Below are 12,517 nucleotides of genomic sequence, written 5' to 3'. Positions count from 1 at the left end.
AAAAACGGCATGGCCGCAAATCAACGGCTATGCCGAACTCTTTTGAGATTATAACGCATAGGCTCATAAGGAAATTTTTCATTTATAGAAAAATTTCCATACATCTGCTGTGATTCAACGATGCGGGAGATATGCTCACTGCATGAACACCAAATCAGTACCCGCCCAATAAACTCCAATTAACCATATCTTTAATATTTTCGCTGTTGTTTATGATGATGTTATCTTTTGACGGGGCAGTGACGCCGTAGCCGCTTACCGTTCCTTCAAAATAAAGGACGTTTGTGCCAATACCGCCTTTCAGAGTAAAAGGTTCATTCGACAGGGGTGTTATTATCGAAACACTGCTTGCACTGTTTACAATTTCATCGAATCCTATATAGTTTAGGTATCAACTTATCCAATTACCATGATTTACTGGTAAAAAGTAACTTATTGAGTGAAGTATCATAATATTAATAAGCCTTGAAAGGTTATGATATTATGAGTAGACGAAAACTTGAAATAAATAGAAAACACTGTAAATATACTGAACTTGAAAGTACCTACGACCAGTGCCAGGATTCTGCAATGAAAACTAAATTACTTGCAATCCTGCAAATCTGGGACGGTCTTACCAGTACGGATGTAGCAAAGAATCTGCATAAATCTGATTTCTATGTCCGTTGGTGGGTTCACAAATATAATGATAATGGTCTTCTTGGTTTGGAAGACACCCGTGGTGGTAATCGCGTCAGTTATTTAACAGAGGAACAAAAGCAAGCCGTAACAGAAGCACTACAGAAATCCCCTAGAGAATGCGGTTTTAACCGAAGTAACTGGACAATACCCCTTTTAAAAATATGGATTAATAAACAATGGGGGATCATCTATAAAGCTTCAAGCCTTTATGATGTAGTCCACAAGCTCGGTTTCACCTTGCAGCGTCCTAAAAATCAAAGTAGGAATGCTAAAAAGGAATTACAGGATGAATTTAAGCAGAAGTTACAAGAACTCCTTGATACAACTGATGATGATACAGTTATTCCATATGAGGATGAAGCAATAATAACTGATCAACCTACAACAACTGCTAAATGGGCACTTAAAGGTAATCAACCGATAGTGGCGACTGAAAGTAGTAAGTCCCGGGAAAGAACCGTAATGTTTGGAGCTGTAAACCCCAAAAATGGTCAAGTAATTTACTCAACCTATGATGCCGACAACTCGGATACCTTTAAGGATTTTTAAAATAGACTTCCTTCACATTATGTAAACAAGAAAGTTGTATTATTACTCGATAATGTACGGTATCATCATACAAACCAGGTAAAGGAGTTTGTGAGCTCTATCAAGAATATTACATTTAAGCATTTACCTCCTTACAGCTCCGATTTAAACGCGATCGAGCATTTATGGAAAGACATTCGTAAAAGCGTTACACATAATCATTTGTTTGAATCTATTAAGCATATAGTGCAGGCAATACGCAAATATTTCATGACTGTACAAAGGAGTCCGGCAAAGGTGAAAAGGTTATGTGCTTATATTTACTAAAGTTTACATTTATATAGATACTTTAAAACCTAAACTATATAGTAAATGGACAGCGGAGCAGGTATTAAAAACATATCCGATTTCGTTTGATGAGCCAGTAGTTATTCCAAGTGGAATCGACGTGAAAGAAATCAATGTCACAAATAAGAGAAACGAAATACTTTTTTGTGGCCGGCTAAGCAAAAGTAAGCGGTAAATAATACCCACATTTAAATGCAAACAGGCTTATGAGATAATCTCTCCAGAAAATATACTGGAGGTATAACTTTATGACCAAAGCAGATCTTTATCAAAAATGGGCATCCATAATTGCAGAGTACAAATCCAGCGGACAGACGCAAACTTCATTTTGCAAATCCGCGGGGATAAGTCTTCGTCAGTTAAGCTACTGGTTGAGAAAAGAAAGACAAAACGGAATCATACAATCAGAATCTCCCAAATGGATTCCGGTAGAAGTAGATCATAAAGAGCATACAGGCAAAGGCCAATCAATCGAAATCAAATTTGGCCCAGCTGAAGTTCAAGTCAAACCAGGCTTTGACCAGAAGCATCTGTTGGATGTGCTAATGGTGCTGAGGGAATTATGCTGAGCATAGCCGGCACCGACAAGGTCTACCTTGCCTGTGGAAGTACCGACATGCGTAAGTCTATCGATGGCCTGGCTGCCATCGTCCAGCAAAGCTTCGCATTAGACCCCTTCTCGTCTTGTCTATTTGTGTTCTGCAATAAAAAACGTGATAAGCTTAAAATCCTCCAATGGGAACATAATGGTTTCTGGCTATATTACCGGAGGCTTGAAAAAGGCAAATTCCAATGGCCTAAAGAAAGTTGCGGCACTCCAATGAAGGTTGGTGTCCGTGAACTGGGTTGGCTGCTGGATGGACTATCCTTGGAGCAGAAGCAGGCACACAAAAAAGTGACAGTAAGTGCAGTAATATGAATACTTTCAAGACAAAAATATTTATATTTTTTATCATTTTCCTGGAAAAAACCGTAGAAAAATGATATAATAAAATTATGGAAAACACAGTGAAATCAACGGTTACAATAGAAAAACTCCAAACAGAAATTGAAATATTGAAGCAGGAAAAAGCCGAGCTTGAAGCAAAACTCAAATGGTTTGAAGAACAATTCCGGCTGCATCAGCATAAGCTTTTTGGGCGTTCAAGTGAAAAGACGGAAGTCCCTGAACAGCTAAATCTTTTCAACGAGGCGGAATCAGAAGCCAAGCCTGCAGTTCCCGAACCAACATTAGAGGAAATTACATATAAACGTCGTAAAAAGCAGGGGCACAGAGAAGAAATGCTTAAAGACATTCCTGTAGAGACCATAGAGTATCGCTTGCCTGAAGAAGAGCAGGTTTGTGATTGCTGTGGCGGCAAACTGCATGAAATGAGCAAGGAAGTAAGGCGGGAAATAGAAATTATTCCGGCTCAGGTGCGTGTAAAGGAACATGTGCAGTATGTATATGGCTGCCGTAATTGCGAGAAGAATGAAATATCTACACCGATAGTAACAGCCCCAATGCCAAAGCCGGCACTTCCTGGAAGCCTGGCTTCGGCATCCGCCATAGCTCATGTAATGACGGAGAAATTTGTAAAAGGGCTTCCTCTTTATCGTCAAGAGCAGGACTGGGAGAGGATGGGGATTGAAATATCCAGGCAAACCATGGCGAACTGGATGATACAAAGCTCCGACAGGTGGCTGCGGCCGATATATGAACGAATGCGGGAACACTTGCAGCAAAGGGACATCCTCCATTCCGATGATACTACCCTCCAAGTACTCAAGGAACCCGGGCGAGCCGCAGATTCAACCTCCTACATGTGGCTATACCGGACCGGCCGGGAAGGGCCTCCGATTATTCTTTATGACTACCAAACTACCAGGGCTGGCAAACATCCTAAAAAATTTCTTGAAGGATTCAAAGGTTACCTTCATACGGATGGGTATGATGGTTATAGTGGCATGCCCGGAATCATCCAGGTTGGTTGCTGGGCACATGCAAGGCGTTATTTTGTCGACGCCTTAAAAGCCATGCCTCCAAAAAAAGATGACAAGCCCACAGTAACAGAAGAAGGTTTGGCATTTTGCAATAACTTGTTTGAGATAGAAAAAATGCTTCATGATGTTACACCGGAAGAAAGATATGAGGGCCGATTGAAACACAGCCGACCAGTGCTTGATAAATTCAAGGAATGGCTCAAATACTGGAGTCCAAGAGTAACTCCCAAAAGTTCATTAGGAAAAGCAATCCAATACTGCCGGAACCAGTGGGACAAGCTGGAGGCCTTTATGCTGGACGGCAGGCTAGAGATTGATAACAACCGAAGTGAACGGTCGATAAAGCCTTTTGTAATCGGGAGGAAGAATTGGCTGTTTAGCAACACGCCTAAAGGAGCCAATGCCAGCGCAACAATTTACAGTATTGTGGAGACGGCAAAAGAGAATGGGTTGAACCCGTTTGAATATCTTACTTATCTCTTTGAACGTCTACCGAATATAAATATCAAGGATCAACATGCATTAGACACCTTGTTGCCATGGTCAGCAAATCTTCCGGGTCATTGCAAAGTGCCCAATAAATAATATATATTATGCCCCTGCTAAATCAAAGGTGGGGGCTATTTGACGCTTACGGTGATAGTAGCGGAGTAAAAGCTCTTACTGTCACGTCACCCTTTGGGCTGATGCATATGACAGAAAGCTACGTTCGTAATTTATGGTGGCCAATTCTTATAATAATCGTAACGTCATGCTTGGTAGCCCTATTTGCATTTTATCTGGGTGTTCGGCGTGATTTGGGTGAAGGACTTATTTCCGCTCGTTTAGGCAGACAGGAGGCGAGTGCACTTCTGAAAAACCCTCTTGCGTTGAGCATAAGGCTGATACGAGGCACTGCAATAGCATGGGCGGCAGTCTTATTCGTGCTATGCGCTGTACTCGGGTCTCTATTCGGAGAACTTGAAACAATGATCGGCGAGAACACATCATTAACGGCATTTTATTCCAATTTAGATTTTACAATTGTTGAGGAGTTCCTAACAATGCTGACAGGCATCATGGCAATAATCAGCACTGTCGCAGCTGTGTCTTTTCTGATGAGGCTGCGCATAGAGGAAAGGAATATGCGAACTGAACACTTGTTAGCACGTGCGGTAGCACGCAGTGAATTGCTTGCTTCTGCTTATATTCCTGCCATGATACTGCCTGTGTTTCTGATAGCTCTTGGTACGCTGTCACTGTGGGGACTTGCCTCTGCAACGGTTGAAGATGTGCCGTCTGCAGCGACATTCTTCAGTGCTAGTATGAGCTATCTTCCTGCAATTTGGACAATGGTTGGTTTGACCTCTGCATTGATTGGGATGTTTCCGAAAGCTGCAGGTGCGGCATTCGGCTACTTGGGGTATTGCTTCTTCGCGCAGTTTACAGTAATGATGTTCGGGTTACCTGAATGGCTAGAGGTACTGTCGCCATTTGCATATATTCCCAAAATTCCGGTTGAAAGTATGAAATGGGGTGGGCTTGTTGTGCTCACTGTTATTGCTGCAGTACTCTCTGTATTAGGCTTCATTTGGTATAGAAAAAGGGATGCTGTGTTCTACTAAACATTGCAATAAGTTTGACATAGAATTAAGGTCAGGTGAGATAAAGGCTGCCACATTAGTTCAAACAGAGACTTCGTTGAGGCTTTTAAGGAACACTCTTTGCATGCAGTTACCATAGAATGGAATTATTTATATGTTTCCATATACCTTGAAAATGGTAATAATGTTTAGCATGCTCCCGATAACGAATACATTGAAATGGTAACTCTAGCATGTGGAAAGCGTAACATTGATGCCAGAGGTTGAGAAATACAGAACTGAAAAGATTGTAAATAAAGGGTTTCCAGACATATGGCTTTTCTCCAGATTAATTTGCCGGAGGTTTCCATATCAGGAAACCCTTATTTTATTGCTTGAGGCAACATACCAACCGCTCTTTAATTATCCAGATACCTTTCCCATTATGTCACAATAATGTTAAATATTTTCCGTTTGGCGGTGGAAGATATTGGATACATTGGACCTGTACTAAGCAATTAACCATATGGTATCAGTTATAGCTCAATGGTAAAACGGTTTTTCCCGATAACCAGCTTACGGCAATTCCTATTATATTTAAAGCTGGCATCAATTGACCCGTCAATTAAAATGTAGCAATCTGCAGTGGAGATTTTTTTAGTTAATTCAACAGCTATCTTACCAGATTTTGTCTCAATTTCACCCTTTATATGGTTAAGTCCGTTCACAAACTGGGGTGAAATAGTAACAGAGCTAAAACCTACACTGCCTTCATTCTGCTTAATGCCCAGCAAACCATAGTACAGATATTTTACACAGGCACCAAACATAGGATGGTTGTGGGAACTCTTACCGTGCCAGTCCTCCCAGAATGTTGTTGCTCCATTATTTTTCATATGAGCAAAGGATGGATACCCGTCTTGCGTCAATAAGTCAAATGCTGTTTGGGCAAACCCATTTTCAAACAATACTTTTATAAGCACATCAGTACCGAAAATACCTGTATCCAAAACCTTTGCTTCGTTATATTTCTTCACTAGATTTCTTAGCATCTCAGCATTACCTATATTTAAATCCAATGCAAAAGCATCTGCCCCCTGCACTGATCCACAAAAGGAGTTGTTTTTTTCATCGTAGTAAGTATCTATTAGAGCCTGCTTGGAAAATGCAATCCGCTCGTCAAACTGGAAGGGGATATTCAGTACATCTGCAATCTCCTTCATCTTCTCCATCGACTTGATATAAAAGTATGTGTTTATAAAAGGCTCCGGCAGCATTACATGAGGGGGAGCACACCACTCACCTAAACACCAGCCACCCTTTTCTTCTGAAACTACAAGCCCATTTTCCGAATGATTGTAAAGGTATTCGATATATTTGACCATGTGAGGATAATACTTCTCTAGTATCTCCTTGTCTCCAAAATGCTTATAATACCTGTATGGAACTTCCACAATGGCACATCCCCAGCCCCCAGGGCCTCCTCCGCCGCCATAAAACGGTGCTGTATGCTGAACATGACCAGTGTTGGGATCCTGACAGTCGGCAATATCCTGCATCCACTTTTTGTAGAACAAACGGCTTCCCAATAGCAGCATACCTGTGTCACAAACTAGCTGGCCATCCCCTGTATATCCGAGGCGTTCACGGTGGGGGCAGTCAGAAGGAACTCCCAGATGCGCATTGCATAAAAAGGTATTTATCATGGTTTTATATAGCCAGTTGAGCATTTCATTATCACTATCAAAGGAAGATGTAACAGGTATGTCTGTATGGATAACTGCAACTTCTAAAGGCTTAGCGTCGCCATATACCTGAAAATATCTAAAACCGTGCCAGTCAAATTCTGGCTCTAAGATAGTATTCTTTGGAATATTAATATATGTATCCGTCTGAATCTGGTCATTTCCACCAGCACTGTCATAGGACAGGGAACTGTTGTCTTCAGCTAATACTTCTGCGTGTGCTACCTTGACGAAGCCTCCATCCTCCCCCTGGTATTCCAGCTTGACCCACCCTACAGTATTTTCACCGCAGTCGTAGATAATAGAGTCGTTAAGTCTTTTAACTATAGTGGGCTTTATCGTACGGATTTTTTTATCAGCAGGGCAGGTTTGAAGTTCCATAATGGAATGGGTGTCCTCCAGTATTGAAACCGCTTTCCAACTGCTATCGTCAAAAGTGCTTAGGCTGAAGTCGGGAAGCTTAAGGCTTAAGTCGTGTTTTTCACCAAAATATATATTGTTCTCTATAACATGGCTTTGAGTCCATTTTAGAGTTTCATCGGATACCACGTATTCTTCACCGGTTTTAGTTTTTAATATTATGTTAAAAATGAGCTTTGGCTTGTCATACCAAAGATCTCCTTCTACATTTCTCTTATTTTGGTTGTACCATCCGTTGCCTAAAAGAACTCCTATACCATTTTTGCCCTTTACAAGGTATGAAGTTATATCATAGCTTAGATAATAAATACGGTGTGTGAATTTGTCGTTAATTGGATAAAGAAGTCTGCGCTTGCCCCTATCCTCATAATCTGTCCATGCAGGAACGAGAACATGATCTGATACACGATTTCCATTGATGTACAGTTGAAAGAAGCCCAGGCCACATATATTGATCCTTGCTTCAGTAAAGTCATCGGCAGTAAAAGTTTTTCGTATGTATGGAGCTTCGCAGCTTCCTGCTCTCACCCATTTAGCTGGATTAAAACTCATTTGTCCCCCTCCAGTAGTTTATACCATTCTTTACACCTATCTTACCCAATATATTTTTTATTGTCTATGTCAAAAAGAATTTTTGTAGCTTTACAGGAATCTCAAGGGATAGTAATAAGTTGATGCCGTCTTTTTACTCAATATAAACAGAAAAGGTTGAAGTATAGCTCATACTTTATAAAATCATAGGTTGAGGAGACAGGATGGATGTACACTCAATGCAAACATCTGCACTTTTTATAATACCTATATGATATAATCAAATTTGAACAAGAGGAGATGAATACATTATGAATTTCAATAAATTAAACAAGATGGCTTGGGAAGAGGCCTTTGATAATCGAAAAGCAGGGTGGGGCGAAGATATAGTTGACCGGATTAGAAATGAAAGATATCCTTCTACTTAAGACTAATATTATGTTGGTATGTAGGAGGAGATAAATATTGCGGACAGAACAAGAAGTTATGAACTTGATATTAGACGTGGCCAAGGCTGATGAGCGTATTCGGGCAGTACTGCTGGCCGGTTCGCGGGCAAACTCCGAGGTGCCAAAGGATATATATCAGGATTATGATATCACTTATTTTGTAGAAGACATTACACCCTTCTACAACAATCCTGCATGGATTGAAGAACGCTTTGGCAAGCCTTTGATTATGCAGATGCCGGAAGCCATGCGTAACCCTGTCGGAGACGGTAATTTTAACTATATGATGATTTATCCTGATGGAGTTCGCATTGACCTTTCTTTTGTTTTTAATAAATACATTGACGACGGAGAGCCAGCTGTTGTTCTGCTCGATAAAGACAATGGCAGAGGCTTTTTACCTCCCCGGGTGGTTCCAAACGGCAAATATTGGCATATAAAACCGCCATCACCGCTTTTCTTTTACTCCTGCTGTAATAATTTCTGGTGGTGCTTAAATAATGTGGCAAAAGGCATAGCACGAGATGAGCTTCCTTATGTCATGCATATGCTGAATGTTTATGTTCGTTCTGAATTGCACGATATGATTAACTACTATATCGGTACGCAATATGGATACAACCTTTCCACAGGCAAAAACGGCAAATATTTTAAAAAATATCTTTCTCCGGAGCTATATGCACAATATGCCGCCACCTATTCCGGCAGCAATTATACCGATGTTTGGGCAGCTATTGATGCGATGTGTAATTTGTTCCACACGCTGGCATTGAAGGTGGCCTCCCATTTTGGGTTCATTTATCGGCAGGAGGAAGAAGACGGAATAAGGGAATATTTGAGAATGGTGAAAGAGCAAATTTCGTAATATTTAAGATCGGCTGTAAGTTCTGCTGCCCCGTGCTCATTACATAGATAAGTTTATATATATGAAAACATCTGCAAACAGAAATCCGGCTTTGTAAAGAGACGGTTTTTCACAGGAGGTACATGATGTTCAGCATAACAACCTACATTATTGAGTGTGTAATCATGATGGCTGTATTTGGAGTTTTGGTGTTCGGTATGCTGCTGATAAATCCCATCAGCTTTATCAATGATTACCCTCCGGAAATACAGGAAGAATACTACCGTTCACAGCACAAAGAGAAAATCAAAAAGAAACTTACCGTAATCATGATAATCAAAAAAGTGGTTGCATTGATCCTTTTTGCTTTTATTTTTGCATGGATGGCTCATATGGCAGGCGCAGTAAGCTTTGTCCAGGGGTTGTTCGCTGTGTATGGATATATTATTGTGCTTGTAGTCTTTGATACCTGCATTTTGGATTGGGTGCTGTTCCCAAGGATTAAGAGAGTTCGTCTTCCGGGAACAGAGCATATGGACAAGGAGTATCATCAGAAACTGTTCCACGTTAAGGCTATGCTGCCAATGATTCCGGTGTTTGCCATCGGCGGTGTAGTTAGCGCATTAATTATGGTCTGTATATGGTGAGAAAAATTAAATATGCATATAGGCATATAGACTTTAGACATCCGTTTATTTGTGTCATTATAATATTGCACTAATGAACATCAAGGTGGAAGATTCCTTCTGAATTTTTACTTTAAAATTGACTATAGGGGAAAAGTATGAAATAATGATGAAGCCATGATTTTCCAATTAGACGATAATAGCTCAATAATCAAATTGCTAAAAGTTAACTCCCGATCAATCAGTCTGTTGTGTGGAAAAACGTGACAGATCGAACTGTGATCATTATATAAGCCAACTATATATAAGGAGTTTAAAATGGGTACACAAAATAAAACAGGATGGGAGCGTAACAATAGGATGATCTTTGACGAGATTGTCATGAACTATGACAAGATACGGTGGGGATACCCAGATGAACTTTTTGCAGACGTTATTCGATATTCCTGGCCGGGAAAAGGTAAAAAAGCCCTTGAGATAGGCGCGGGGACCGGGAAAGCAACTGCCCCCTTCCTTGACTCGGGGTACGTTGTAACTGCTGTGGAGATAAGTAAGAATATGACAGAATTTCTATTGGAGAAATTCAAAGAATACAATAACTTTAATGTAATTACATCTACTTTCGAGGATGTTTCATTGGATGATGAAAACTTTGATTTGATATATGCCGCAACCTCTTTCCATTGGGTGGATGCGGAAATAGGGTGTCCAAAGGTTTTCCGTCTTTTAAAAAAAGTAGGGGTATTCGCCCTGTTTCGCGGTAATCCTGTTCCAGCCCAAGGTGAAGAACTCTATGAGGAAATCCAAACGGTATATGAAAAATACTATTATAGCTATTATGTTTCAAAAGAAAGGCCGGTTAGAAAATCCAAGGACGATTTTTTGAAGCCGTCTGAAATCTGTAAGAGATTTGGATTCGATTGCTTAGAGCGGTATGGGTTTAGTCAAGTTACTACAAAGCTATATGATGCATCGCGAACATACAGTGCAGACGAATATATAGAGCTTCTTGATACCTTTTCAGACCATAGAAGCTTGCCGGTTGACCTCAGGGTAGCCTTGTACGAAGGAATAAAGGAAGTCATATTAAAGCATGGCGGCCATCATAAGGTGGATTATGTTTTTCAATTGTATATGGGTAGAAAGCCGTGAAATAAGTAAGTGGAAGCAAGAACACATAGAAATTTAATTCGAAGGCACGATAGCGTCTTGTCAAGTGGTGTAAATTAGCATCTACTTTGGTCTCTGATATTATCGCTAATGTGGTTGTCAAGGGCCAAAAACAGGCTTTTCCTTGACAACCACATTCCGCCATGCCCTGTTTTTAGTGCCGAGGGATGAAGGGAAGAAGCAAGCTTAAGTTTACCACATCCCCCGTAATTTTCCATTATAGCATGGCGGACGCTGCCTATGCGGAAGTCCGTATAGGAAAACCACCTCAGGAATCAGCTAAAAAAGCAAGCATTTTATTTGTGCAGCAGTGATGTCGACGACAGAGTATAGGGAGCAAGCGCTGGATTTACTACCTTGTTCATTGATTCCTTGCTGAAATATCTACGGCCAATCTGCCACTCCTCATGCTGCTCAATGAGTAATGTCCCTACCAGTCGTAGTACCGACGGGCGGTTTGGAAATATGCTCACAACATCTGTCCTTCGCCGTATCTCTCTGTTTAACCGTTCCAACGGGTTTGTCGAATGGATCTGTGCCCAATGCTCCGATGGAAAGGCCATGTACTGCAGCACATTCTCGCACCCATTCTCCAGGATTTCCATTGCCTTGGGGAATCGGTCCTTCAACTGGGAAACAACCGTGTATAGTTGTTCTTTTGCAGCCTTCTGATCAGGTGCAGCAAAAATAGTCCTAACAATGGCCGATACCATTCCTTGTTGTTTGCGAGGTACCTGGCATAATACATTACGCATAAAATGCACCCGACACCGCTGCCATGCACAACCGCTTAATACTTCGTTTATTGCCCCTTTCAGGCCTTCATGGGCGTCACTGATGACCAGTTTCACTCCTCTTAGGCCTCGGCTTACCAAACGGCGTAAAAAGTCTGTCCAAAAAGGACCACTCTCTGCCATACCTATATCAAAGCCCAGTATTTCTCGTTCCCCATTTTCATTCACACCTACTGCAACCACCAGTGCCATGTTTTCTACATGCCCGCCTTCACGGACCTTTGGAAAGGTTGCATCTAGCCGTAAATATGGGTATTGTAATGTCAAAGGGCGGTGAACAAACCCTTGGACATGTTCGTCCAGCTCCTGACTGATACGGGATACGGCGCTCTTATCAATCCCTTCCATCCCAAGCGCTTGAACCAGTTCATCCACCTTGCGAGTGCTGACCCCATGGACATAGGCCTCTTGAATTACATTGACCAGTGCTTTTTCCCACATGCGGCGAGGCTCCAAGAAACTTGGGAAATAGCTTCCCTCACGCAGCTTCGGTATTTTTAGTTCAATTGTTCCCAGACGGGTCTCGTAGGGTCTGGTACGGGTACCGTTGCGATGGTTGTTCCGTTCATCGGTACGCTCATACTTTTGAGCGCCGATTTTTGCCGTTACTTCAGCCTCCATCAGCTTTTGTAGGATGAATGCCATGGTCTCACGCATAAAATCTCCATTTTTTACATCTCCATAAACCTTGAAAATTTCTTCGATTAATGGCATTATATCTTTTGTAGCCACGATATGACCTCCTCTACCTTATTGATTTGTGAGACCTAATAAAGTAGATGCCATATCGTGGCTCGTTTGTCAAAGGACAATATTTACCACCGGAATTACGCTGC

10 protein-coding genes and 1 pseudogene are annotated in these 12,517 nt (G+C 41.3%); 9 read left to right on the top strand and 2 right to left on the bottom strand.

Features of this window, described 5'->3' with window-relative positions; all coding sequences use genetic code 11:
• Positions 1 to 483 precede the first annotated feature (483 nt).
• The 6 genes and pseudogenes from CDO33_RS13005 to CDO33_RS20595 all read left to right on the top strand — a co-directional run bounded on the left by CDO33_RS13005 (position 484) and on the right by CDO33_RS20595 (position 5,144).
• A complete protein-coding gene (locus CDO33_RS13005; RefSeq protein WP_103083075.1) occupies positions 484 to 1,230 on the top strand; it encodes an IS630 family transposase in 747 nt (248 codons plus the stop codon).
• 27 nt (positions 1,231 to 1,257) lie between these two features.
• Positions 1,258 to 1,536: pseudogene (locus CDO33_RS21690) on the top strand (transposase); the annotation flags it as partial.
• A gap of 269 nt (positions 1,537 to 1,805) precedes the next feature.
• Entirely contained in the window at positions 1,806 to 2,126 is a 321-nt protein-coding gene (gene tnpA / locus CDO33_RS12990) for an IS66 family insertion sequence element accessory protein TnpA (RefSeq protein WP_028992632.1), read from the top strand.
• Positions 2,120 to 2,476, top strand: coding sequence for an IS66 family insertion sequence element accessory protein TnpB (gene tnpB / locus CDO33_RS12985; RefSeq protein ID WP_028992631.1), 357 nt, complete (start codon positions 2,120 to 2,122; stop codon positions 2,474 to 2,476). The genes tnpA and tnpB overlap by 7 nt, the downstream gene beginning before the upstream one ends.
• Before the next feature lie 77 nt (positions 2,477 to 2,553).
• Complete coding sequence (tnpC, locus tag CDO33_RS12980; RefSeq protein ID WP_103089411.1) at positions 2,554 to 4,125, top strand: IS66 family transposase; 1,572 nt, start codon at positions 2,554 to 2,556, stop codon at positions 4,123 to 4,125.
• A 383-nt stretch (positions 4,126 to 4,508) separates the two neighbouring features.
• A complete protein-coding gene (locus CDO33_RS20595; RefSeq protein WP_133158711.1) occupies positions 4,509 to 5,144 on the top strand; it encodes a hypothetical protein in 636 nt (211 codons plus the stop codon).
• Positions 5,145 to 5,638: 494 nt separating this feature from the next.
• Here CDO33_RS20595 and CDO33_RS12970 read toward each other — a convergent pair whose 3' ends face one another.
• Positions 5,639 to 7,819, bottom strand: a complete 2,181-nt coding sequence (locus tag CDO33_RS12970; protein ID WP_103083198.1) for a family 78 glycoside hydrolase catalytic domain — start codon at positions 7,817 to 7,819, stop codon at positions 5,639 to 5,641.
• Positions 7,820 to 8,263: 444 nt separating this feature from the next.
• Here CDO33_RS12970 and CDO33_RS12965 point away from each other — a divergent pair, with 444 nt between their 5' ends.
• The 3 genes from CDO33_RS12965 (at position 8,264) to CDO33_RS12955 (ending at position 10,869) form a co-directional block, all read left to right on the top strand.
• Positions 8,264 to 9,112 (top strand): aminoglycoside 6-adenylyltransferase, encoded by an 849-nt coding sequence (locus CDO33_RS12965; RefSeq protein ID WP_103083199.1) that lies wholly within the window; start codon positions 8,264 to 8,266, stop codon positions 9,110 to 9,112.
• Between the two features lie 122 nt (positions 9,113 to 9,234).
• On the top strand, positions 9,235 to 9,738 hold the full coding sequence (locus tag CDO33_RS12960) for a hypothetical protein (RefSeq protein ID WP_242974813.1): 504 nt from the start codon (positions 9,235 to 9,237) through the stop codon (positions 9,736 to 9,738).
• A 297-nt stretch (positions 9,739 to 10,035) separates the two neighbouring features.
• The gene (locus CDO33_RS12955; RefSeq protein ID WP_103083201.1) at positions 10,036 to 10,869 is read left to right on the top strand and encodes a class I SAM-dependent methyltransferase; all 834 of its coding nucleotides are present in this window, start codon (positions 10,036 to 10,038) and stop codon (positions 10,867 to 10,869) included.
• Between the two features lie 314 nt (positions 10,870 to 11,183).
• Here the strand turns inward: CDO33_RS12955 and CDO33_RS12950 are convergent, their stop codons facing one another.
• Positions 11,184 to 12,395, bottom strand: a complete 1,212-nt coding sequence (locus CDO33_RS12950) for an IS256 family transposase (RefSeq protein WP_192875030.1) — start codon at positions 12,393 to 12,395, stop codon at positions 11,184 to 11,186.
• Positions 12,396 to 12,517: the final 122 nt, after the last annotated feature.

Origin of the sequence: Clostridium thermosuccinogenes (genome assembly GCF_002896855.1) — a bacterium.
Taxonomy (GTDB): Bacteria; Bacillota; Clostridia; order Acetivibrionales; family DSM-5807; genus Pseudoclostridium; species Pseudoclostridium thermosuccinogenes.
Note: the sequence above shows the minus strand (reverse complement) of the source record. Positions and strands in the feature narration are given on the sequence as shown.

Bases quoted from the DNA above. Each gene is read 5' to 3' on its own strand.
- CDO33_RS13005 (WP_103083075.1), top strand. From the start codon at position 484: ATGAGTAGACGAAAACTTGAAATAAATAGAAAACACTGTAAATATACT.
- tnpA (WP_028992632.1), top strand. From the start codon at position 1,806: ATGACCAAAGCAGATCTTTATCAAAAATGGGCATCCATAATTGCAGAG.
- tnpB (WP_028992631.1), top strand. From the start codon at position 2,120: ATGCTGAGCATAGCCGGCACCGACAAGGTCTACCTTGCCTGTGGAAGT.
- tnpC (WP_103089411.1), top strand. From the start codon at position 2,554: ATGGAAAACACAGTGAAATCAACGGTTACAATAGAAAAACTCCAAACA.
- CDO33_RS20595 (WP_133158711.1), top strand. From the start codon at position 4,509: ATGATCGGCGAGAACACATCATTAACGGCATTTTATTCCAATTTAGAT.
- CDO33_RS12970 (WP_103083198.1), bottom strand. From the start codon at position 7,819: ATGAGTTTTAATCCAGCTAAATGGGTGAGAGCAGGAAGCTGCGAAGCT.
- CDO33_RS12960 (WP_242974813.1), top strand. From the start codon at position 9,235: ATGATGTTCAGCATAACAACCTACATTATTGAGTGTGTAATCATGATG.
- CDO33_RS12955 (WP_103083201.1), top strand. From the start codon at position 10,036: ATGGGTACACAAAATAAAACAGGATGGGAGCGTAACAATAGGATGATC.
- CDO33_RS12950 (WP_192875030.1), bottom strand. From the start codon at position 12,395: ATGCCATTAATCGAAGAAATTTTCAAGGTTTATGGAGATGTAAAAAAT.